The organism is Bradyrhizobium sp. LM2.9 (assembly GCF_054056555.1).
Map to the genome: position 1 here is coordinate 7,049,073 of NZ_JBSRYJ010000002.1, position 22,639 is coordinate 7,071,711.

Annotated in this window: 20 protein-coding genes and 4 pseudogenes; 18 read left to right on the top strand and 6 right to left on the bottom strand. The window is 59.0% G+C overall.

What is annotated here, in order from left to right; all coding sequences use genetic code 11:
- The first annotated feature begins 91 nt into the window (after positions 1 to 91).
- Genes nifE through fdxB form a run of 6 tightly spaced genes read left to right on the top strand, consistent with a single transcriptional unit; the run spans position 92 to position 4,533 of the window.
- The gene (gene nifE / locus ACVWW3_RS35885) at positions 92 to 1,735 is read left to right on the top strand and encodes a nitrogenase iron-molybdenum cofactor biosynthesis protein NifE (protein WP_456652121.1); all 1,644 of its coding nucleotides are present in this window, start codon (positions 92 to 94) and stop codon (positions 1,733 to 1,735) included.
- Positions 1,736 to 1,744: 9 nt separating this feature from the next.
- Positions 1,745 to 3,124 (top strand): nitrogenase iron-molybdenum cofactor biosynthesis protein NifN, encoded by a 1,380-nt coding sequence (gene nifN, locus ACVWW3_RS35890; RefSeq protein ID WP_456651553.1) that lies wholly within the window; start codon positions 1,745 to 1,747, stop codon positions 3,122 to 3,124.
- Positions 3,125 to 3,146: 22 nt separating this feature from the next.
- Positions 3,147 to 3,542 carry a nitrogen fixation protein NifX gene (gene nifX, locus ACVWW3_RS35895; protein WP_247822239.1) on the top strand — a complete coding sequence of 132 codons (396 nt, stop codon included), beginning with the start codon at positions 3,147 to 3,149 and terminating at the stop codon, positions 3,540 to 3,542.
- Positions 3,543 to 3,552: 10 nt separating this feature from the next.
- Positions 3,553 to 4,023 carry a NifX-associated nitrogen fixation protein gene (locus ACVWW3_RS35900; protein WP_456651552.1) on the top strand — a complete coding sequence of 157 codons (471 nt, stop codon included), beginning with the start codon at positions 3,553 to 3,555 and terminating at the stop codon, positions 4,021 to 4,023.
- A gap of 7 nt (positions 4,024 to 4,030) precedes the next feature.
- The gene (locus tag ACVWW3_RS35905) at positions 4,031 to 4,246 is read left to right on the top strand and encodes a CCE_0567 family metalloprotein (RefSeq protein ID WP_456651551.1); all 216 of its coding nucleotides are present in this window, start codon (positions 4,031 to 4,033) and stop codon (positions 4,244 to 4,246) included.
- A gap of 2 nt (positions 4,247 to 4,248) precedes the next feature.
- The gene (gene fdxB, locus ACVWW3_RS35910) at positions 4,249 to 4,533 is read left to right on the top strand and encodes a ferredoxin III, nif-specific (RefSeq protein WP_018457679.1); all 285 of its coding nucleotides are present in this window, start codon (positions 4,249 to 4,251) and stop codon (positions 4,531 to 4,533) included.
- Positions 4,534 to 4,722: 189 nt separating this feature from the next.
- On the opposite strand, the pseudogene ACVWW3_RS35915 reads toward fdxB, so the two are convergent.
- A pseudogene (locus ACVWW3_RS35915) lies at positions 4,723 to 4,824 on the bottom strand (hypothetical protein); the annotation flags it as partial.
- Positions 4,825 to 5,451: 627 nt separating this feature from the next.
- Here ACVWW3_RS35915 and ACVWW3_RS35920 point away from each other — a divergent pair.
- The gene (locus ACVWW3_RS35920; protein ID WP_456651550.1) at positions 5,452 to 6,672 is read left to right on the top strand and encodes an IS701 family transposase; all 1,221 of its coding nucleotides are present in this window, start codon (positions 5,452 to 5,454) and stop codon (positions 6,670 to 6,672) included.
- 149 nt (positions 6,673 to 6,821) lie between these two features.
- Here the strand turns inward: ACVWW3_RS35920 and ACVWW3_RS35925 are convergent, their stop codons facing one another.
- The 3 genes and pseudogenes from ACVWW3_RS35925 to ACVWW3_RS35935 form a co-directional block, all read right to left on the bottom strand.
- Entirely contained in the window at positions 6,822 to 7,391 is a 570-nt protein-coding gene (locus tag ACVWW3_RS35925) for an IS5 family transposase (protein ID WP_456651549.1), read from the bottom strand.
- A 44-nt stretch (positions 7,392 to 7,435) separates the two neighbouring features.
- A pseudogene (locus tag ACVWW3_RS35930) lies at positions 7,436 to 7,684 on the bottom strand (transposase); the annotation flags it as partial.
- 594 nt (positions 7,685 to 8,278) lie between these two features.
- The gene (locus ACVWW3_RS35935; protein WP_456651548.1) at positions 8,279 to 8,869 is read right to left on the bottom strand and encodes a hypothetical protein; all 591 of its coding nucleotides are present in this window, start codon (positions 8,867 to 8,869) and stop codon (positions 8,279 to 8,281) included.
- A 330-nt stretch (positions 8,870 to 9,199) separates the two neighbouring features.
- Between ACVWW3_RS35935 and ACVWW3_RS35940 the strand changes: the two genes are divergently transcribed.
- From ACVWW3_RS35940 to nifT, 4 genes are read left to right on the top strand one after another with little or no spacing between them, the layout of a single operon-like run.
- Complete coding sequence (locus tag ACVWW3_RS35940) at positions 9,200 to 9,520, top strand: iron-sulfur cluster assembly accessory protein (RefSeq protein ID WP_456651547.1); 321 nt, start codon at positions 9,200 to 9,202, stop codon at positions 9,518 to 9,520.
- A 39-nt stretch (positions 9,521 to 9,559) separates the two neighbouring features.
- Positions 9,560 to 9,853 carry a NifU family protein gene (locus ACVWW3_RS35945; RefSeq protein WP_456651546.1) on the top strand — a complete coding sequence of 98 codons (294 nt, stop codon included), beginning with the start codon at positions 9,560 to 9,562 and terminating at the stop codon, positions 9,851 to 9,853.
- Between the two features lie 18 nt (positions 9,854 to 9,871).
- A complete protein-coding gene (gene nifS / locus ACVWW3_RS35950; RefSeq protein WP_456672317.1) occupies positions 9,872 to 11,065 on the top strand; it encodes a cysteine desulfurase NifS in 1,194 nt (397 codons plus the stop codon).
- Positions 11,062 to 11,283, top strand: coding sequence for a putative nitrogen fixation protein NifT (nifT, locus tag ACVWW3_RS35955; RefSeq protein WP_456652120.1), 222 nt, complete (start codon positions 11,062 to 11,064; stop codon positions 11,281 to 11,283). The genes nifS and nifT overlap by 4 nt, the downstream gene beginning before the upstream one ends.
- A 482-nt stretch (positions 11,284 to 11,765) precedes the next feature.
- Here the strand turns inward: nifT and ACVWW3_RS35960 are convergent.
- Positions 11,766 to 12,519: pseudogene (locus ACVWW3_RS35960) on the bottom strand (IS5 family transposase).
- Positions 12,520 to 12,600: 81 nt separating this feature from the next.
- On the opposite strand from ACVWW3_RS35960, the pseudogene ACVWW3_RS35965 reads away from it, so the two are divergent.
- From ACVWW3_RS35965 to ACVWW3_RS35995, 7 genes and pseudogenes are all read left to right on the top strand, one after another.
- Positions 12,601 to 14,574, top strand: a pseudogene (locus ACVWW3_RS35965) (prolyl oligopeptidase family serine peptidase).
- Positions 14,575 to 15,210: 636 nt separating this feature from the next.
- The gene (gene nifB / locus ACVWW3_RS35970) at positions 15,211 to 16,767 is read left to right on the top strand and encodes a nitrogenase cofactor biosynthesis protein NifB (protein WP_456652119.1); all 1,557 of its coding nucleotides are present in this window, start codon (positions 15,211 to 15,213) and stop codon (positions 16,765 to 16,767) included.
- A gap of 15 nt (positions 16,768 to 16,782) precedes the next feature.
- Positions 16,783 to 17,007, top strand: a complete 225-nt coding sequence (locus ACVWW3_RS35975; protein WP_456651545.1) for a 4Fe-4S binding protein — start codon at positions 16,783 to 16,785, stop codon at positions 17,005 to 17,007.
- Positions 17,008 to 18,127: 1,120 nt separating this feature from the next.
- Entirely contained in the window at positions 18,128 to 18,448 is a 321-nt protein-coding gene (locus ACVWW3_RS35980; RefSeq protein ID WP_456651544.1) for a nitrogen fixation protein NifZ, read from the top strand.
- Positions 18,445 to 18,684 (top strand): nitrogen fixation protein NifZ, encoded by a 240-nt coding sequence (locus ACVWW3_RS35985; protein ID WP_456651543.1) that lies wholly within the window; start codon positions 18,445 to 18,447, stop codon positions 18,682 to 18,684. Before ACVWW3_RS35980 ends, ACVWW3_RS35985 begins: the two co-directional genes overlap by 4 nt.
- Before the next feature lie 781 nt (positions 18,685 to 19,465).
- Positions 19,466 to 20,200, top strand: coding sequence for a class I SAM-dependent methyltransferase (locus tag ACVWW3_RS35990; protein WP_456652118.1), 735 nt, complete (start codon positions 19,466 to 19,468; stop codon positions 20,198 to 20,200).
- A 368-nt stretch (positions 20,201 to 20,568) separates the two neighbouring features.
- Positions 20,569 to 20,739 carry a hypothetical protein gene (locus ACVWW3_RS35995; RefSeq protein ID WP_456651542.1) on the top strand — a complete coding sequence of 57 codons (171 nt, stop codon included), beginning with the start codon at positions 20,569 to 20,571 and terminating at the stop codon, positions 20,737 to 20,739.
- 698 nt (positions 20,740 to 21,437) lie between these two features.
- Here the strand turns inward: ACVWW3_RS35995 and ACVWW3_RS36000 are convergent.
- Positions 21,438 to 21,755, bottom strand: a complete 318-nt coding sequence (locus ACVWW3_RS36000) for a DUF2934 domain-containing protein (protein ID WP_456651541.1) — start codon at positions 21,753 to 21,755, stop codon at positions 21,438 to 21,440.
- Between the last annotated feature and the right edge of the window lie 884 nt (positions 21,756 to 22,639).

The following is a 22,639-nucleotide window of genomic DNA, read 5'->3' on the forward strand; positions in this document are numbered from 1 at the left end:
GAACAGCGGCGCTGTGGCGGGGATCACAGGTTATCCGCCGGCCCATCCTCTTGGTCTGTGCGGATGTCTTGACATCCCCGAAAGAGACACCATGACTTCGCTTCCCACGACCATACAGGACGTCTTTAACGAACCGGGCTGCGCCAGGAACGCGAGCAAGTCGAACGTCGAGCGCAAGAATGGATGCACCAAGCAGCTGAAGCCCGGCGGCGTCGCCGGTGGGTGTGCCTTCGATGGCGCCAAAGTCGCACTGCAGCCCTTCACCGACGTCGCCCATCTTGTGCATGGCCCAATCGCCTGTGAGGGCAATTCTTGGGACAATCGCGGTTCCGCCTCCTCCGGCTCCGATCTGTGGCGCAGAAGCTTCACCACGGACATGAGCGAGACCGACATCGTGTTCGGCGGCGAGAAGCGGCTGTACAGGGCAGTCAAGGAGATCACAGAGAAATACGACCCGCAGGCCATCTTCGTCTACCAGACATGCGTGCCCGCAATGATCGGTGACGACATCGACGCGGTCTGCAAGGCAGCCTCCGCCAAACTTGGCAAACCGGTCATTCCCATCAATGCCCCGGGATTTGTGGGGTCGAAGAACCTTGGCAACAAGCTCGCAGGCGAAGCACTGCTGGAGCACGTCATCGGTACCGGAGAGCCCGATTACATCACTGCGTATGACATCAACATCATCGGCGAATACAACCTCTCCGGCGAGCTCTGGCAGGTCAAGCCGCTGCTCGATGAGCTCGGAATCCGGATCCTGTCGTGCATCTCGGGGGACGGCAAGTATCGCGAGGTGGCTTATTCGCACCGAGCCAAAGCCGCGATGATGGTCTGCTCAAAGGCAATGATCAGCGTCGCACGCAAGATGAGGCAGCGTTACGGCATCCCGTTTTTTGAAGGCTCGTTCTATGGTATTGAGGATTCCAGCGATTCACTACGCCAGATCGCGCGCATGCTGATCGAACGCGGCGCGCCGGCTGAGCTGATGCAACGCACAGAAGCCCTGATCGCACGCGAAGAGACCAAAGCCTGGGCTGCGATTGAACGTTTCAAGCCACGCTTTGCCGCCAAGAGGGTTGTTCTCATCACCGGTGGCGTGAAATCCTGGTCGATGGTGGCCGCTTTGCAAGAGGCCGGGCTCGAGATCGTCGGCACGTCCGTGAAGAAATCGACCAAGAAGGACAAGGAACGTATCAAGGAATTAATGGGCCAGCACGCCCACATGATCGAGGACATGTCGCCTCGCGAGATCTACAAGATGCTAAAGGACGCAAAAGCCGACATCATGCTCTCCGGCGGCAAGTCGCAATTCGTCGCACTAAAGGCGGCGATGCCGTGGCTCGATATCAACCAGGAGCGCTGCCACGCCTATATGGGCTATATCGGGATTGTCAAGCTCATGGAGGAGATCGAGAAAGCGCTCTACAATCCGATATGGGATCAGCTCCGCCAAGCCGCCCCATGGGATGAGTTCGACCGAAATCGTCAGGCAAGGCCGGTTGCGCAGATGTATGCGCAAGCCGCTGATCCAGCTCGAGACGCGAGCAAGAACGGCGTCGATACGATAAGTCTCTCCCGTGAAAGTGAGGCCAGCGGTGGCGAGAGCGCGATTGCGGCGCATGGCCCGAACCTCGCCAAGCCCGCCAAGCCGTGCACCAATTCCACCGCACAGTGCGTTGCTTGTAAGGACATTCGTTCCGATCTGCAGCCCCCGGCGCTGCAGGCGGCGGAGTAGGGGAACGGCATGGCGATCGTCACTACCTCGAAGAAAGCCTGTTCGGTCAATCCGCTCAAAATGAGCCAGCCGATCGGCGGCTCATTTGCCTTCCTGGGCCTGCGCGGCGCGATGCCGCTTTTGCACGGCCCGCAAGGTTGCACCTCCTTCGGGCTAACGCTGTTCGTGCGCCATTTCAATGAAGCCGTGCCGATGCAGACGACCGCCATGAGCGAGGTTGCCACCGTGCTCGGTGGCCACGAGAATCTCGAACAGGCGATCCTCAACATCTACAATCGCGTCGAGCCCGAGATCATTGGTATCAATTCAACTGGCGTCACCGAGACCAACGGCGATGATGTCGAAGCATTCATCCGGTTGATCCGACAGAAGCATCCGAAGCTCGAAAAGCTCCCCCTTGTCTACGTCTCGACCCCGGATTTCAAGGATGCCTTTCAGGATGGCTGGAGCAAGACAGTGGCGCGGATGATCGAGATGCTTGTGGCTCCCGTCGACACCGCGAGACCGCGCGATATCTCCCGCGTCAACGTGCTACCTGGATGCCACCTCACGCCCGGCGATCTCGACGAGCTTCGCACGATTTTTGAGGATTTTGGCCTCAAGCCCTCGTTCCTGCCGGACGTCGCCGGTTCGCTGGACGGTCACATCCCCGACGAATTCACGCCCACCACGATCGGGGGCATTGGAGTGGACGAGATTGCGACCATGGGGCAGGTGGCCTGGACGATCGCGATCGGTGCGCAAATGCGCCGTGCGGCCGAGGCCATGCAGGTGCGGACAGGCACGCCGTTCCGCCTGTTCGAGCGGCTCTGTGGCCTTATCCCAAATGACGAATTCATCGCCTTCCTGAGCCAGATCAGCGGCCGGTCGGTGCCCTGGAAATATCGCCGGCAGCGTGGACAGCTGGCAGACGCCATGCTGGATGCACATTTCCATATCGGCGGCCGCAAGCTCGCGATCGGCGCCGAGCCGGACTTGTTATTCGATCTCTCCAGCTTGCTCCACGAGATGGGCGCACAGGTTAGTGCTGCGGTGACGACGACGAACTCACCGGTGCTCCAGCGGGTCAGGACCGAGGACGTCCTGATCGGCGATCTGGAGGACCTTGAAGAGCTTGCCAGGTCGCGTGACTGCGACCTCTTGATGTCGCATTCACATGGTCGCCAGGCCGCTTCGCGACTCAATGTCCCGTTCTTCCGGGTAGGCTTCCCTATGTTCGATCGCGTCGGGGCTGCGCACCTCACGATCGTTGGCTATCGCGGCACGCGCAATCTGATCTTTGACATCGCCAATCTGATCATCACTGACCGCGAAGCCAACCATGGGCCGACGCCCGACACCTGGCGATCAACCTGCGGCGGCCCGCAGGTCCAGCCCCAGTTGCATTGAGCAGGGAAAGAAAACAACCCGGATGAAAGTTGCATTCGCCACTCAGGATTTGAAGCACGTCGATGCCCACTTCGGCTGGGCCAAGAACATTGCGATCTACGAGGTCGGCCCGGACGGGCACCGGTTTATTGAGGCGATCCAGTTTGACGGTGACCTCACCGAAGACGGCAATGAGGATAAGCTCGCGCCGAAGGTCGAGGCGATCAGGGAGTGCGCAATCCTCTATGTTGCGGCGATTGGCGGCTCGGGTGCTGCGCGAGTCGTCGCCAGGAACATCCATCCGATGAAGGTGCTGCAGCCAGAGCCCATCCATGACCTTTGCGTCAAACTCGAAACCGTGCTGAAGGGGTCGCCGCCGCCCTGGCTGCGGAAGCTGCTCACCAAAAGCCGGGAACGTCCGGTGGATTTCGAAGCCTGAAGGAACAAAGATGGCCGATCCGTCTGAAGTCACTCCACCCGCCGCCGCGGCGGAACGGCCATTTCTGAAAGAGCTCATCAAGATCTGGCGCGCCCAGGACACCCACGGCGCCTGGGACGGCAAAAAGGATCTCGAGCTGCTCGAACCCTACGTTCTCGACAAGCGCAAGCGGCGTGCGCTGCCGATCGTCGGCAATCCCGACCCGGACACGACATGGCGGCTGGAGCTGTTCTTCGACGCCGTTGCGCTCTCGATCGAGACGGCCACCGGTGTGATGATCTCGCCAATGCTGAAGATGCATCACGAAGGGTTCGGTCGGATCGTGCTGATCGGCGGCCGGCTCGTTGTCGTGAGCAAGCAGCTGCGCGACGTGCATCGCTTTGGTTTCGACCATCTCTCTGATCTCGCCAATCAAGGCGACAAATTCGTCAACAGTGGCGTTGAGATGATCCGTAAGTTCCCGGAACTGGCGAGTTGTTGAGGCAAGTGTGAGCGATATCGAAACTCTGAAAGCGGAAATAAAGAAGCTGGCGGCCAAGGCGACCCAGGCCAAGATGGACCTCCACGACCTCTCCGAGGAGCTGCCGGTCAACTGGTCGTCGATCCTGAGCGTGGCCCAGAAGGCCCACGCTGCCTTCAGCGAGCTCGAAAGCAAGCGCCAATATCTCGAGGCGCTGGACAAAAGAAACATAGCGGACGGTTAGCCATGTCATTCAGGACCCGCGACGGTCGCAATTGGAGGCCGGACTACCTGGTTTCTATCGATCCCAACAAGTGTATCGGCTGCGGCCGCTGCTACAAGATCTGCGGCCGTGAGGTCATGACGCTGAAGGGGCTAAGCGAGGGTGGCGAGATCATCGATCTCGACGAGGACGACGATGAGCTCGAAAAGAAGGTCATGGTGCTGAAGGACGAAGGCGCTTGCATCGGCTGCAGCGCCTGCGCCCGGGTGTGCCCAACAAACTGTCAGACCCACACACCACCTGGTTGATTCAGCTTTCTCCGACGAGATCGAGGAGTGAGTTGTCAGATACAAGCTGGTAGGGAACTCCCAGATCCGACCTGTTATGGCGTGAAGCCGGCAGTTGCCGAATCGGGCCGCGACCTCGCATGGACCGCCGGCGGCGTAGGCCAGCAGGATCGTGAAAACCACAATGCCGACACCGTCGTTGAAAGAGTGACTCGCCCTGCATCTCGACCTCGAGACTTCAGGTGCCTTTACCTTTTTGAGCGTACCCATGACCGCCAGCGGATCGGTCAGGCTGATGAGGCCGCCAAACATCAGCGCCAAAGACAGCGGCAGCGACTAACCAAGGCGACCAGCGGGCTGCCAGAATAGAAAGCCAAGGATAAACGTCGACGTGATCGTGGCGAAGGTGGCAAGCTCGATTGGGGGTACGGCGCGGCTTACCAACGTTGCGAGATCGACGTGGAGCGCTCCCCCGAAGAGCAAGAATGCTAACAGTTCCGTTCATGACGACGGACCTGAAGTCGGTCTGGAGCACTATCTTTGTTAGCGCTTCGAGCAGATGCGTGGCGACGAAGGCAGAGATCCCGCGTTTGCCTGACGCTTCTGGCTCGATTGCAAGGTTCGCGAATAGTGATGACGAAACAGTGGATCAGCATACCGTAAGCCCTGTGCAAAAAAGCGGGCCTTCGTGCCCCAACCCCTCATTAGGAACGGGTGTGCGCGGATCTCATTATGGCCTGCCTGCAACAGCAGTCCACTTGCGAGAGGCCGCATTTATTCCAGCAACTGGAATCGTCATTCAGGAGAACTGATAAAGAAGGTGTCGCCAGTCTGGCGTCTGACCACTATCCGACACTGTTCTGTCGCCTTTGTTGGTCCGCGACACTGGCCTAGCATTACAGTTGCTTTGTTTGCAGACTTCTGAATCCATGGGCAACCATGATTCGAATGTCGTGGGCGCGGGCCGCGTCGGTTGAGGAGACGCTTGCGTTGTGGGCGGCGTCGCTTCGAGAGGTCAAGCAGCGGATACGTCCGTTGTTCACGCAAGAGCGTGTTGCGACGAATGCCGGCCTGTTCCTGGAAGGTCTGCTCGGAGATGAGCAGCGCAAGACCGGTTGGATGCGCGCGGAGGCGGCTGGCAATCCTGGCCCATGGCGGCAGCAGGCGATCCTGGGTCGCGGGGATTGGGACGCTGATGCCCTGCGCGATATCGTCCACGACTATGTCATCGAGCATTTGGCGGATGACGATGCGGTGCTGGTGATCGACGAGACCGGCTTTCTCAAGCAGGGTAAGGCCTCGTGCGGAGTGGCGCGGCAATACACTGGTTCGGCAGGGAAGATCACGAACTGCCAGATCGGCGTCTTCGCTACCTACATTTCGCGTCATGGTCATGCGTTCATCGATCGCGCGTTGTATCTTCCGAAGGAATGGACCGACGATCCAGATCGTCTGGAAGCCGCATACGTGCCTGCCGATGTCGGCTTTGCGACCAAACCAAAGCTTGCGACGAGAATGATCGCACGTGCGATAGCCGCGTCTGTACCATTCAAGTGGGTTGCCGGTGATACGGTCTACGGTGTTGGCGACATCGAACAGCAACTACGTCGGGCAGGCAAAGGCTACGTGCTTGGGGTCAGCAGCGCTCATGTGTTTCGATCCTGGGGCAAGCGACCGCCGGTCGCCGGTATGGCCGCGGACCTCGCCCGGACGCGGCGCCCGTCCGACTGGAAGCGCCTGTCGGCGGGAGCCGGAACCAAAGGACCGCGGCTGCATGACTGGTGTTATCTCGAACTGGCCGATCTCGAGGCCGAGCAGTTCAACAGCGCAAATGATGGTTTATGGACGCGCGGTCTACTGATCCGTCGTCGCATCGCCGATGATGACCTCGCCTTCTTCACCACCTGGTGCCCAGCGGGAACATCAATTGAAACGTTGGTCGCGGTCGAAGGCCATCGATGGGCGATCGAGGACAGCTTTGAAACCGCGAAAAACGAGTTCGGGCTGGATCACAACGAGAGCAGATCCTGGCATGGCTGGCACCGTCATGTGTCCTTGGTGATGCTCGCCTTCGCCATGATGGCCGCGATCCGACATCGCGCTAATCCGCCACCGCCCAAAAAAACGAAACGTCGCCCCCCGGCAAAAGCCAAAGCATAACCACACCGCCACTGATCCGTTGGTCAATCCAGGAAATCCGCCGCATTGCCATCAGACTTGCTCGAAAGCGTATTCAACCCGCACGCATCATCGCATGGTCTTTCTGGCGCAGAGCTCATCAGGCTGCCGCTCAACGCGCTCACTTCAAATCAAAAAGACAACTGTAATGCTAGGGTCCAGACTCGATTGAGCCAATATGCGACGAGAGCGGCGAGATGAACAGCGGCCAAGAAATTCCGAGCGAGCTTGTCGTATCTGGTGGCGAGGCGGCGGAAGTCTTTGAACCTGCAAAAGCAGCGCTCGATGACATTTCGGCCTTTGTAGGCGCGTTTGTTGAAGGCATGGATGACGACGCGGTCGGATATGTTGGGGATGACGGGCTTGGCGCCGCGACGAAGAATTTCGCCGAGAAGGTTGTCGCCGTCATACCCTTTGTCAGCGAGGAGCGCGCTCATGGGCGGCGCGAGCGCCAGAACATCGGGCGCCGCCGCGATGTCGGCATCCTGGCCTCGGGTCAGATGCAGGACGACCGGCCGGCAGAGCGGATCGCTCAGCGCACGGATTTTGTCGTGCGGCCTCCGCGCGATCGGCCGATCGCTTGATTGTGCTCCCCCTTTTCCGCCGGAGCCACACCGGTGTGCTTTAGTCGAGGTCGAGTCGAGCGACAGCACGACGCCGTCTTCGCCGGGCTTGGCCAGCGCTCGAAGATTGCGCACCATCGCCCGCGCTTGACCCCGCGCTTGAAGCGATTGTAGATGGTCGTGTAAGGGCCGTATTCACGCCGGCAGTCGCCCCATCGCGCACCGGACTGCAGCATGTGAATGATTCCGCTGATAATGCCCCGTTCGTCGTCCCGATCCGGCCCCGTCAGTCCCGTCGGCAGATGAGGCTCGATACGTCCCCATTGCCGATCATTCAGCCAAAACAAACCCGCGCGCATTCTCTCGCCCGAAATCACGTGGCGCTGTTTGGGTGCAGGCCCTGGGACAGCTTCGGTTGCGGCATTCTGCATAGCTTCGCTTCGTTCTCACAACATTGAGAACGTGGGGCCAAGTCTGCTCAGCTATCGCTTGGCCTGGCTCGATCGACCGGCACCCCGCCGTCGCATTTTGAGGCTCTGCGGAACTGCAGTACGAGGCAAACCGCTTGGCGCTGGCTTGCTGGGTTCTCTCGAATGATGCAACCCTCGCGAGACTCAATCCCCGGGGTCGGTTTCCATCGTCCGCGGGCGCAGCTCGTCGACAACTGTCCGCGCGATATCTCTGCGCCAGGCTGGCAAAGGCCTCGAGCACAGCGCCAAAGCCGATCCATACATCGGCGATCCGCCCTCTGAAATGTGACCACGATCATCAACCGATGAGCATTGGATTGTCCGGATCCCCCATGGATGCAGTCAGGCGGACGGTCGTGGCCAGCCGCCCCTCAGTGCAATTGACGACAGTGCTCTTGGCCGACACACGACTAGCAGAGTGGGCATGTGATCTCCCGAAAGGTAGGGCGGTAGTGCATCACCAGAGTCTGTCAGAGCCAGTCCCGGCGAAGCGGGCGCAGTGACTGTCTCTGCGGCATCCTCGTCGAGCTGGCGAGAGAGGTCTGAGGCAATGCCTCAGACGGGGCGGTTTTCGCTTCTGCTTTTCACAGGCTCCATTTTGGCCAGGCCGTCCTCGTATGAAATTTCCGTGTATGATCCACCGACGTCCTTGGCCGCGTCAAGCAGGTAGTCGAGCCTACCGGCCGTACCGAGCTTCTTGATGTCATTCTTGTCAACGCCGGCGAGGTCCATCATCTCCTTCCACACAGTTGATTCGTCGCAAGGCAGAATGCGGAAGGTGATGTCGCCTATCTTGGTGCGGTACTTCGCGAGCAGATCAATGTTGTTGCAGAAAATGAAATAGCTGCCTTTGGGGCTCAGCCTGCCATCCAGAACCTTTGCAGCCTGAGGTAGATATGCGAACGAATGCAGATATCCGGCAAGGACTGGGATCGTCGGTTCGCCTTCCTGCGCGATTGCAAGAACTTGTTCAATGGAATAGTCTGGAGGTCGTTTTTCGTCGGCGAGCTGGGCTTGGAACTTAAGCGCGATGTCGCCCCGAAATCCAAATCGCCCCGGTTTCGTTGTCTCGGTCTTAAGCACCGCATTCAGCAACCGCCCCTCCTTGTCCAACTGGCCAAGAGCGGTGTTGTCGATGGACGTCATGGAAGGCTCCTCATCAATCTGTCGTGTACATGCATCGCCCAATGCGGCGTGTCCGCTGACCTTATGCAAGTTGTTTGCCGTGCGCCCATGTCTGCAGCGACGCACACGGTAAGCGGCGGCTTGGCGCAATGTGCAGGGATAATACGTGCTGGCACCATCACGAGGTCTCGGCGGGATAAGGTCGGGACGCCGGAAAGCCGCCTGTCTCAAACCCGACAGGTCGCAAATCGTATGGTCGCCGCCTGCAAAACCAATTGATTTCAGCTGCATCCCGACTGGCATGGGATTTGCCAATTGTGCCTCGCGACAGAAACTGAGAGCGAGCCAGAAATGATCAAGCTAACGGATAGCGCCATCAACGCACTGAAGACCGCAATCTCCTCGACGGCCGAGCCGGCAAGCGGTTTGCGGGTCATGGTCGAAGGCGGCGGTTGCCAAGCGTTAACATACAAAATGGGTCTTGCTCATGAGCCGGTCTCCGATGAGCCCGTGTTCGAGCAAGAGGGGATCAAAGTCTTCGTCGACAACGCGAGCCGGGCGCATCTCAACGGCACCACGATCGATTTCGTGGTGTCGCTCGAAGGGTCAGGGTTCCGCTTCGATAACCCAAATGCCAAATCGAGCTGCTCCTGCGGCAAATCATTCAGCTGAGTCGCCTTCGGACCATTCGCAATGGAAGGAGCATCGAACATGGGCCTCAAGGCTGAACGAACGAAGCAGTCTTCGAGTGCAGAGGCTTCCGATGGCGAGCGGATTGTCCGGGCCGTGCTCGATAAGATTCGGCCAAGCCTCAGGCGTGATCGTGGGGATTGTGAGCTCGTCGAAATCGAAGGCAACAAGATCATGGTCAGGCTCACCGGCGCCTGCATGTTATGCAAGCTTGCGGGAACGACGCTCGCGGCCATTCACGCGCGCCTGATCGAGCGGCTCGGCGAGTTCGTCCGCCTGATCCCGCCCCCCGGAGCTGCCAAAGTGGGGCCTTAAGTGCAGAGCGGACAGTCCGTGCGGCCGATCTACCTGGATAACAACGCGACGACCCGTGCACATCCTTTGGTGGTCGCGGCAATGCTGCCGTTCTTCTCTGGGCAATTCGGCAATGCGTCGTCCGGGCATGCATTCGGCATTGAGGTTGCGCCCGCGTTGAAACAAGCGCGCCGGAGGCTGCAGGCCCTCGTTGGCGCCGCATTCGATCACGAGATCGTCTTCACCTCGGGCGCGACTGAATCCGACAACACCGCGATCCTGTCCGCGCTCGCCGTGCAGGAGGGACGCGAGGAGATCGTCACTACGGCCGTTGAGCATCCAGCCGTGCTGTCCCTTGCCGAGGAGCTGGGCCGACGAGGAATCAAGACCCATGTCATTCCGGTCGATGCAAGCGGCCGATTGAACATCGAGGCTTATCGCAACGCATTGTCGAGGCGCACGTCAATCGCCTCGGTCATGTGGGCCAATAATGAGACCGGTACGATCTTTCCGGTGAAATCCCTCGCCAAGATGGCGCGCTCAGTCGGCGCGCTCTTTCACACCGATGCGGTCCAGGCGGTCGGGCGGATTCCGATTGACCTGAAGACTACGGACATCGACATGCTGTCGCTCTCCGGCCATAAGCTCCATGGTCCGAAGGGGATCGGCGCGCTGTATGTGCGCAAGGACATCAAGTTCCGACCGCTGATCTTCGGCGGCGCACAGGAGCGGCATCGCCGCGCTGGCACGCAAAACGTTCCGGGCATTATTGGGCTCGGCAAGGCGGCGGAACTCGCTGCGGCACACCTCATAGAAGAGCAGATGCAGATTGGCATGCTTCGCGACAGGCTGGAGCAAGGCATTCTCGCTCTCGGCTGTTGCATCGTGCTTGGTGATATCAAGAACCGCTTGCCAAATACGTCCAACATCGCATTCGAGCATCTCGAAGCAGAGGCCATCGTCGACCACCTGAACCGCAACGGAATTGCCGTCTCACTCGGTTCAGCCTGCGCGTCCGGCTCGATGGAGCCGTCCCATGTCCTGCGCGCGATGAGAGTACCACCGGCTTTTTTGCGCGGTGCGGTTCGGTTCTCGCTGTCGCGCGAGACGGCGCCGGATGAGATCGATCGTGTCCTGCAAGCCCTGGCGGACATCAATGCCAAACAGAGAGCCTTGTGGCGTGCGTGTCAGGAGCGCGCGGGCGAGAGCTCACAAGTTGCGGAGCTCCTATGAAGGTCATGATTCGCCGTTCGCCCGAGACGGGGCTTTCCATTTATGTGCCCAAGAAGGATCTTGAGGAGTCGATTGTCGAATGTGAGTACGAGACGCTGTGGGGTGGTTGGATTAAAATCGCGAACGGGTGGGTGCTCGACCTACCCGCGATGGCGAGTGACACCATCCTTCCGATTACTATCAATGCCAGGAAGCGCGGCGGCGAAGCAACCGAATGATGAATGCTGCGACTCCACAGAACCTCGCCAAACCAGCGAACGCGGAAGCTATTCTTGGCGCAGCGGTCCGACGCCTTTCCGAGGAAGGCCACATCATTCCTGGCTTTGGCTTGGCGTGATCGAAGGTTCCAGCCGAACGTGCCGATGACTCCGGAAGCGGTCGAAGCGTTCTTGGAAACCAAGATGGCGCCGACGCATGGTGCCAAACGCAATACTCGGCCTAGGCCAGCACTGTTGAGCCTGCGAGACGGCGTTGACGGGGAGGCCTCGCGAGGGCCCATTGTGCTGACATCGCCAGCCCGGTCGTTGCATTCCGCACATCTTCACAGCGTCAGGCCAATTGCTGCAACTCCGCAAGATTCAGTTTCGAGAGGATTGAATCTCGCGCCGGGCCAAGTGGTAGCTTGCAAATCGTGATGCAACGTTCGCGATGCAAATCCTTGAAACAGTCGAACTGCGCGAAGATTAGGTCGTGTGGACAGTTACGTTAACCAGAGCAGGGTGGCGGCGATAGTTACGATGGCGAAGTAATTTCGTGCGGTCTTTTCGTAACGGATCGCGACACGCCTGAACCGCTTGAGTTCGAGAAGCAGCATTCGATCAGGTGACGCTCGGCATAGAGTGGTTTGTTGAGCGGATATTTGATTGCCGGCGAGGGTTGTTCGGAATGACGGCTTGAGCGCCCTTTGCGGCGATGGAAGATCGCAGCGCATCGGAATCGTAGGCTGCATCGCCCATTACGACCTCGGCTGGAAGCCCCTCGATGAGCGGCTGGGCCTGAGGCGCATCACCGGCTTGCCCCACTGTTAGGAAGAAACGGACCGGGCAACCCAAGCCGCGGGCAGCCATATGGATTTTTGTCGTCAGGCCGCCGCGCGAACGTTCGGTGGCCTGATTTTGAGTCCCCTTTTGCGCCGCTGGCGTGCTCGTGGGCGCGGACGTGGAGTCAACGATCAAGTACTCAAAGTCCGGATCGTCTGCGAGCGCTTCGAACATGCGCAGCCAAACCCCCTTTGCGCTCCACCGGCTGAAGCGCCGAAACGCGCTATTCCACTCGCCGAACGCTTCAGGCAGATCACACAACGGCGAACCGGTCCGCACGATCCATAAAACGCCCTCGACGAACATGCGGTTGTCGAGGCCCGTCGAGCCACGCTGGTCCGGCCGACCGATGATCAAGCCGGAGATACGTTGCCATTGCGCATCGCTCAGGACGAGCCGTTCCATAACACCCAAGGCTTCCTCCTAAAAGAAAGCCTTGAATCACATTCAATCCAATTTTAGAATCCCAAAAGGCCGCACGACCTAAGGTTGTAAATGACGCATGGTCAGACAAGGAGCGTCGACGACTCGCGAACTGCAAGGCCAACGCCCTCCGCTCCTGACGATGATCCCTATCTGTGGTTGGAACAAATCGAAGGCGCGCGGGCGCTGAACTTCGTCGAGCGGCAGAATAGCAGGACGCTGGAGGTGTTTGGCGGACCCGCAGCCGAACGAGACAGAGATGCGCTGACAGCGATTTACGACCGACCTCACAATATCCCCTATGTCAGCCGGCGCGGCGAGTATCTCTAATTTGTGGAGGGACGCCAATAATCCACGCGGGCTCTGGCGGCGAACCACTCTGGAAGAGTATCGCAGGCTGAACCCGTCATGGGACATCCTGCTCGACCTCGATCACTTGCCGTCACCGAAGGAAAAGACTGGCTTCTGAACGCCACGGCCGCACCGCCTGGAAATCAGTCGCGATGGATGTTGAGTCTATCGCGCGGCGGAAGCGATGCCGTCACTTTGCGTGAATTCGGCTCAGACACGAAGCTCTTCATCTACGATGGCTTTGTCTTGCCGGAAGCCAAAGGCAGCGGCGTATGGCTCGATTTTGATACGCTGGTGTTGTTAAGCTCCCGTGGCGACGGCATGGCCGCGACCACCGGCTATGCGCGCACGGTGAGGCTGTGGCGGCGTGGTACGCAAGTCGACAAAGCGGCAGTGATCTTTGAGACCAAGGCCGCTCATGTGTCAGTCGGTTGCAGTGTTGACGACATTGTCGTGCCGCCCGAGGATCTGGTTCCTCGATGCGACAGACGTCTCCAATTGCGTGGCCTGGCTGGGCGATGAAACGGGCGCCAAGACGAGGCTCGATTTGCCAAATAACATCTCGATGCGGTCGCTTCGCAACTGGCTTGTCCTGAAGCCGCGCGAATCCTGGTCTGTGGCAGGGCAGACCGCTTGTGCTTTGTATTCTCGACGAACTCCGCCCAGTGTTCGAGATCTGCACGCCATCCGATCATCGCTGGAACCGCGAGCAATTGGGCGGGCTTCCTGATCTTGGCTCCGTCGACATCTGGTCTCTCGATCGCGATCCGTCCGAGAGCAATGGCGACTTGCTGGCTCACCTCGAGGATCCGCTCACCCCGCCGTCCTGGAGCGGGGCGTTGGCAGTCCCGCCGTGCTGAAGCAGGCGCCGAAGACGTTTGCCGCGTCGCACTGCGTGGTCACGCGGCACGAGGCCATCTCGATCGACGGTGAGCAAATTCCCTACCTACAGACCGGCCTGGTCAGACAGACCGGCAACGCGCCGGTCCATCTGAGCGGGTATGGCGGGTTTGGAATCTCCGTGAAACCGTACTACAATTCCGCGCTCGGTAAGCTTTGGCTTGACTGCGGCGGCACCACGGTTCAGGCAAATTTTGCGCGGCGGCGGTGAGTTCGGCACCCGCTGGCACGACGCCGGCCGGCTGGCCGGCAAGAGATTGTCGCATGACGATTTCGCAGCCGTCGCCGCCGATCTCGTTAAGCGCGGCGTGACACAGGCCAAGCGGATCGGGGCCGAGAGTGATCGAACGGCGGCATCCTCATTACCAACATGCTAACGCGATATCCTGGGCTCTTTGGCGCACTGTTCTGCACCGTCCCGCTGATCGACATGCGCCGCTACACCAAACTGCTCGCCGGGGCGAACTGGCCCGCCGAATATGGCGGTCCCGACAAGGCTGAGGAGTGGGAGTGGCTGAAGACCTATTCTGCCTATCATGCCGCAAGACCCGGGCAGTCCTATCGACCGATCCTGATGGCCACCAGGCGGCGGGACGATCGCGTCCATCCCGGACATGCGCGCAAAATGGCAGCGAAGCTGCAGGCGGTGGCTATGAGGCTTATATCTACGAGCATGCCGCCGGCGGCCACGGCTATGGCAAGGACAACAGCGAGCACGCCGGCTTGTTGGTGCTGGGCCTGCGTTTCCTGAAGAGCAGGATCGGCTGGCTGGATACGGAGGACGCAGCGACGTAGGTAGTTGTTGGACGGCAGTTCGTTCGATGTCGACCGAGGCGGCTGCAGCTTTACGAATCTGAGGCGTCACACCCGCGCGACCTATTCGAGATGGCCAACCAACGTTTGGACGAACGGTCCAATTCGTGGCCCTCGGGACGCTGGCCACCAGGCGTCTCTTCACCTGCCCGACATTGTCTTGCGGAGTGTCGGGCAGGGGCCCGCCTGATCTTCCACGACATAGGTCGATAAACGGAGGGCTGCTTCTTGTCTGCATCTACGAAGGATCGTCAGTTCAAGTTGGTCCTTCAAAACGTCCGGAACGTCTTTTGCGGATTGTGCTTGATACGCGTCACATTTCGGCGACAAGATCAACTTTCAACGACACCAGCCGCCATGCTCTTTGCCCAAGGGCATAGATGAAGCTGCGTACCCGCCGTCATACTAGCGCTGCCAGCGCTCTTGTGATCGCAATTTTTGTCAGCTTTCCAACATGAGTTGATAAAACTGACATTCGAGCAGGCGTTACCTAACTGCTTGAAGCGAACCACAAAGTTCATTTGTGGCAGGTATGGCACGCCAGTTGCTCTTGGCTTTTCAGAAACGACTCTGGGGATGCTTGCTGGAAGGATTCGGCTTGCGAAGAGAATTGGAAAAATGAGTACTTCAGCGCAACACCAGGTATCCTGCGGCGGCAACGAGATCAGCGAGACCATGCAAGTCATGGCTAAGCACAAGAGCTGCGGTCCGGCCGACGGCAGCGGCAAGGCGAGCTGCGGATCTCAGGCCGGCATCGGCAATGTGCCAAATGAGGTCTGGGAAAAGGTGAAGAACCATCCCTGCTACAGCGAAGAGGCGCACCACCATTACGCCCGCATGCATGTCGCGGTCGCACCCGCCTGCAATATCCAGTGCAATTACTGCAATCGTAAATACGATTGCGCGAACGAATCGCGCCCCGGCATTGTCAGCGAGAAGTTGACGCCGGAGCAGGCTGCCAAGAAGGTGCTGGCGGTCGCTTCCGCGATCCCTCAGATGAGCGTGGTCGGCGTTGCTGGCCCTGGCGACCCACTCGCGAATCCGGACAAAACATTCAAGACGTTCGAGCTCGTCAATAAGCTCGCGCCAGATCTCAAGCTGTGCCTCTCGACGAACGGTCTGGCGCTAGCTGATCATGTCGACACGATCGCAAGACTCAAGGTCGATCACGTGACGATCACGATCAACATGATCGATCCCGATATTGGCGCAAAGATCTATCCCTGGATCTTTTACCGCCACAAGCGCTACACCGGCATTGAAGCTGCAAGCATCCTCAGCAATCGGCAGCTCCACGGCCTGGAGATGCTCACCGCGCGCGGCATCCTGTGCAAAGTCAACTCGGTGATGATTCCCGGGATTAACGATCAGCATCTGGTTGAGGTTAACAAGGCCGTGAAGTCGCGCGGCGCCTTCCTGCATAATGTGATGCCGCTGATTTCATCGCCCGAGCACGGCACCGTGTTCGGTCTCAGCGGGCAACGCGGCCCGACCGCACAGGAAGTGACAGCATTGCAGGATAGCTGCGAAAGCGAGATGAACATGATGCGTCATTGTCGCCAGTGCCGCGCCGACGCCGTCGGACTGCTCGGGGAGGACCGCGGCGCGGAGTTCACCATGGAAAAGATCATGGCCATGGACGTCAAGTATGATGAGCAGGCCCGAAGGGAGTATCAGGCCAAAGTCGAGAAGGCGCGCGTTGCAAAGCTTGCGGCCAAGCAGGAGCAGCTTGCGGGGCTCGCCAGCGCGTCCAGCGCAATCAAGATGCTGGTGGCGGTTGCAACCAAGGGCTCGGGATTGATCAACCAGCACTTCGGTCACGCCAAGGAGTTCCAGATCTACGAGCTCTCGACTTCAGGCGCAAAATTCGTTGGCCATCGTCCTATTCATCCCTATTGCCAGGGTGGCCATGGCGAGGACAGCAAGCTCGAAATCGCCGTCGGTGCCATCAACGATTGCCATGCCGTGTTCGTGTCAAAGATCGGCGGCTGCCCGAAGGCCGAATTGATCAAGGCCGGAATCGAACCGGTCGATCAGTACGCCTGCGAGTTCATTGATGGCTCGGCGATCGCCTGGTTCAAACTCTATCTCGACAAAGTCAATGAGGGGAAGATTAAGCACGTTGAGCGGGTCGATCCGACGGCCCGCCGCAATGCGCTGATTTCCGCCGCCTGAGGATGGGTTCAGACAATGCCGTTCAAGATCATCGCCTCGCAATGCACTGGCTGTTCGGCGTGCGAAACGCAGTGCCCGAACTTCGCTATTTCCGAGCGAGCCGGCCTTTTCCTGATCGATCCTGAGAAATGCACCGAGTGCGCCGCCTACTTTGATGAGCCGCAATGCGTGGCGGTTTGCCCGGTTGACAATACATGCGTGCTCGACACGGCACTGCCGCGTCACCAGGAGCCTGCTTGAGGGCCACGATGGATGTCACTATGACACTAAAGGTTCAGAAACTCGGGCGGATGATGCTCCGCCTTGACGAGGCGCCGGCCGCGGCTTTCGCCTCCTCAGACCGGGTGGACGGCTCGCCCTGGTCGCTAACCTTTTCGCCAGTTGTCAAGCCATATTCTGGCGACGCGCCCGTCGGCGGGAGCGCGTCCAGCTATTCCTGTCGGCGCGAAGGCCCCTGTCTTGAGCGTCGAGGATCGATTTCGCCGATGGGCCCACGAAGAGCGGACCCGTCTTCCACGATATCAATCCAGTCGCCTGCGGCCATCACTGATCATGCGACATTCATGCCCGAGGCCTTCTTCAGTTGGTCATCCGAGAGAGGGCGTCCTCACCGAGTCCTGTCTTGGTCGCACGGTGTCGAGCCCGCCGAGCATGATCCCAGGGCGACAGGGCTATCCTATCACCCCGATGAAGGTGCAGAAAGTACACCTGCGCCACGCCAAGGCGTTCGCACCCGATCACGTGATGCGGAAACGAATTTCCTGCCACCGGTGCGGTGGGCGCCACCAAGCCGGAATTCGGCTGCTATGAGAGCACCTCGTGTTTGTCTTCCTGTTCTCGCTCAACGCTTATTGCCGACTTGCAGATGCGTCTCGGGCAACTCGGAAAAGACGGCAGCTGTCGGGAGACTGCTGGGGCTTTTTCGCACGGACAACGCTGGCGCCAAGGTGTTGTTGGGCACGCTCGAGCGTATGGGCGGGACCGTGAGTGATGACGTCCACAATGCCCTCGGTTGCCGGGGTAATCGGGTCGACTCTGTCGGCTTTGCGCATCCCGCGCTGAAGCACGCGGCTCGCGGCCGGCTTAAGCACGCCTCGCTCGATGACAGACGCGCGTGCCGCGTCGATGGCTTCTTCAATATCAACCATGGGCTCACGGATAGTTATCTTGAGCATCTAGATTTTAGGTTGCGGGCATTGATGTTGCTGCACCGGGATCCCGACAGGCTCATGCAATCCGCAATCGCAAGCGCCGCCGTGCGGGAATGGAGGGGGTCGATCGAGGATCATGATAGGGCGGTTCGTAAGGCCGGGCGCCCGCGAGGCGCGGTACAGTTGAACCATGGAACGGGGACGGCAGCATGAGCAACATCGCCCGTGATAGTGACATCGTCGAGCTGACGGACGCCCCCTTCTTTGATTATGGTGACAACGTGCGGGCCAACCGCACCATCCGCAACGACGGCACCTATGTGGGCAAGGAGATCGGTGAGGTTCTGGTCAAGAAAGGCGAGCTTGGCTATGTCGTCTCGATCGGCACGTTCCTGCAACAATTTTATATCTATGGAGTCGAATTCCTCGGCTCCGGCAATCGCGTCGGCATGAAATGCAAGGAGCTCGATCTAGTCACGCCAAGCCATCAAGGCGAGGAGCCGTTCTTGCCAGGAGTGGCACACCGATGATCGAACCAAGATCGCCAAAATACTGGTCAGGCCAACGTGTCAAGGCGGCAATCGATCTGCTCAATGACGGTTCCTTTCCCGGCGCGTCGGCGGAAGAGTGTCTGGTCAGCGTCGGGTACATTGGTGAGATCGTCCAGGTCGGTCGCCATACTGAAGCGAACCTACCCATTTATATGATCGACTTCGGCAAGCAGTTGGTGGTTGGCTGCCTCGAGGCAGAAATCTCTGCAGTCTAGGATATCGCGCAGTGAACGCCGCAATCATCAGACGACATCATTCCGGATTACCTGCGCATCCATATCAATGCGGAGGGCGGCCTCGTCGACGTCGCGCTGCTGCACCACGATAGGACTGGGGCGGCATGGCAGCTGCTCCGCAAAGATGACCCCAAGGGCGTTTGGAAGTGGCATTCGACCCATCAACGGCTTGGCTTGGCGACAGCGGTTCTGAACGGGGTGCACGGTAGAGCAGCGGCAAATTGAGAGGTGGACACATGTCATTTGCCTATAAGCGAATGAACACGTTCGCCATCAGCCTCAAGGTTCACAAGGGCGTGCCGCAAATGATCCACCATTGATTTACACCATTATTCAACATATCCAGATGGACGTCTTAGATACCTCATCAAGTGCAAGTCGGAGAATATCGAGCGAGTCGTTACGGAAGATCAGCTTTCGTATTTTCAGTGATCTGGCGCGCTTGGGTGACCTTAGGAGTCTAGTCGTGCTGAATGATCGAGAAAATCTCCTGAGCGCGCTCCGCGAAAAGCCACTCAAAGTCTACGAAGTCATGAAAGGTGCCAATATCGTGAATGAAGAAGCGTGCCAATCCCTCCTATTGAAGATGCGAGACGAAGGCTTGGTGAAATTCGGTATCCAAAAAAGGGCGATGGCTCATCGGATGATTCGTGAAATTCGGCGACCGTCCAGCGTTGATCACAGAAGGCTCTCTGCGGCGCTTGGGGACACGCTCAGACTTGGAAGATCAGAGCGGCTGAGAAAGCTTGGCAGGCCTGTGATGGCACTGGCCCGTGCAGCGACGCTGCTTGTGGCGTTTTCCGCAACTCGTGCACCCGCCGCTGACATCGGTTATCTGGCTCCTCCCGGGGCCGCGGCAAAGGAGTTTCCCTCGCCTCAGCGTCCTGTTGCGCGGATCGTCAGCCCACACCGCTCTGGCGAAGAGCTCCGCGACTCCGTGAATGAAGCCGGCCAAATCGCCCGTCTTCTTGAACTGAAGCCAGGCATGACGGTCGGCGACATTGGTGCGGGCGATGGCTACCACACGGTCAGGCTCTCCCACCTCGTGGGGCCCGCGGGCTCTGTCGTTGCCCAGGATGTCACGCGCGATTACCTCATCGAGCTCGCCAAGCGAACGGAACTCCTGAAGTTGACCAACGTCAAATTCGCGCTCGGCGAACCGCACGACCCGCGCCTACCCGCTTCCTCGCTGGATGCCGCAATCTTGGTGCACATGTATCACGAGATAGCCCAACCCTATGCCTTTTTCTACAATCTCATACCCGCCTTGAAGCGGGGTGCGCGAGTTGGAATTGTCGACCTTGAGTTCCCGACGTCGAGCCATGGCACGCCTATTGAGCTCTTGCGGTGCGAGCTGACGGCAGTCGGCTATCGCGCGATCGCCACATATGAGCTCGCAGGGCGTGGCGGATACCTGGCGGTGTTCTCTCCGCCGGAGCAAGCCCATTCTCCCCGGGATATTGTTCCTTGTGAGGACCGTACCGGCGCGCGCTGACACTTGATGAACGCCGGCAGCCCGTCCCAGAAGCCACGATTTGTGAACCTCCGATCGATTCAAGCGGGCAGCATCCCGATCGGGACACTAGGGTCGGGACCCGCCGCGCGGTCGCGCTGGCGGGGGCTTCTCACTTCTTTCCCTGACGGCGATCACCTTCCACAGCGCGGTGTCATTGGATACGTCGGCTTCCGCATAGATCAGACGCGGCTGGCGTCTGCCCGGACCTCTGCTAATGGGCCCTTAGCTGCCCCCACGCGTGCTTCGTTGCGCAACATAGCCAGCGTCGACCGCAATTGTACGCAGCCCGAAGTGAAGCCATTGCCGTTGCGGGTTATCCATGTTAGAATCGACTTCTGGTTGATTTTATGACGATCCAGTTTTCAGTCGAGGTCCTCGTGAGCGTCAAAGCCATGATGACGACGATCCTCCAGAATCAACTGACGTTACACGGCGCGCATTCACTGACGCCATCTGACTACGAGCAGACTATAGAGCGGCTGATCCAGCAGCTCTTCGGCTGCGCGAGAACTCGCTGAGAAGTAGGATCCATTAATTCTGCCCGCTCTAGGCCTACTCGCGTGCATGCAGTGCCGACCGGCTCCACGAATCGAAGTACGATGACGTCGCCTCCGCTTGGAGCGCGATGGCGACCGGTACGTCTGATCACGCGCGGCGGCTACAATTGGACCAGCCGTTATCCTTGGATCGTCGAGGCAGCGCGTAAGGTCCGCCAACAGCACTCGATGGCGAGGCGGTCGTGCTCGGCGTCGATAGCAATTTCTGATTTCAACGCGTCTCACTCGCGCAGCACGATTACGAAGTGCAGTTCTGCGCTTTCGATATTCTCGCCGAAGGCGGTGACGACCTCCGCATGCTCCCCCTGTCGATGCGGAAGACGAGGTTGGAGCGCCTGGCGTCCCCGAAGGTGTGTTCGTTAATCCATCCGAACGTGGCGAGCTTGGGCCTGATGTATTCCGCGCCGCGTGCAAGATGGTCTTGAGGGACTGGTGTCAAAACGCCGCGGCCGATCGTATGAAGCGGGCCGTTGCCGCTATTGGATCCAGGTGAAGAACCGCTCTCATCCATCGATTGATCGCGTCAAAGCGACATTTGCCTGAAAACTTTCGTGCAGCATTGGTCAGGTTTTGTGTCTCAGCGGATCAAACAAATGCACCGCTTCCTGCTGATCTGCGCTGCCATTAACTGCTTTGCAGCGGCCCTTCTTTTCCGTTCCTCAGAATGCAGTCTTCTGGCGCGGCATCACCGCGCCGTGCCGGAGCCAATAGCCGCCGCTTACTCGTCTCCATCCAGGGCCTTGTAAGCACGTGCGCGGACATCGTCCTCGTGTGCGACCAAGTCTTTCGCTCGACATCAGGCCGCCCGGCTGCTCACTTTCTGCCCGCAGCCAATATTCGATGTGGCGCCCTTCAGGACGGTCGGCTTCCTGCCAGAACTCAAAAGCGCGTCTGCGGATCTCCTCGCGTAAGCTGGCCGCCTGGAGTTCGTCGAGCTTGTCCCTGATCTCCTTCCCGAACGTTGCAAGCCGGTTCACGGTGGCCTAGTCGCTGATGAAGGATAGCGCCCGATTGGCCAATTCCAGCTGATGTTGCAGCCTTTGAAGTTCTTCCCAGTGGTCCATGCGCTGCTCCGGCAGTCTATATGACGCTGCACGGCGAGGAATGTTCGAGCGATAGCGATCCAGGGGTTTACTGCGGGGCATCGTTGCCGAACGGCCGGTTCAGATCATTCCGTTCTTGGAAGGTCGAACACCACGAGAGAGCTGGTCCTGTATTCCGCCACCGCGAACTGAAAGGTCTGATACTCTCTGAATTAGTATTTCGTGGCGACGTAGCGCTTCAGCTCTGCAAGATGGCGCGCGGGCTACAGTCGCTGGTGCCATCAGTCTCACCATCTTGTCCGAGCAGACCCCTCAATAGGACCGCCGGGTGGGATGGAGGCAAAATCGATCTTGATGAAATCTATGACAGATACCACTACCTACGTGAGAAGCGCGCCGCGCCCTTTTAAAGCTCGAAGCGCACCTGAAAAAAATAATGGCTCATTGCTTAGTACTACTATACTGATTGATAGTCCGCCCTCCCTCATTTTTTAGTTGTGCCCTACGATAAATTGTATAGTTTGCCCGATTTGACATCGATTGGCTTTTTTCAGGTCCTTTTTTCCGGGGCAGGTAATGAGTGAGCAGTATCATATTTACGGTTGTTCTGCGGTTCTACAGAAACGGAAAACGCTGATCGCGCAGCTCTTAGAAGTGCAGAAGCTCCGAGATCGGTTGCGAGAGGCCGAGACGAGGATGATTGGCCGAAAGAGACGGCGCAGTGCCCGTGACGTTAGCAGAGGAAGCGCGCGTCGGCCGCGTTAGGCGGCGCCTTCCCTCCGCTTGGTCACAAATCGCGGATGGTCCGGGGATCTGTC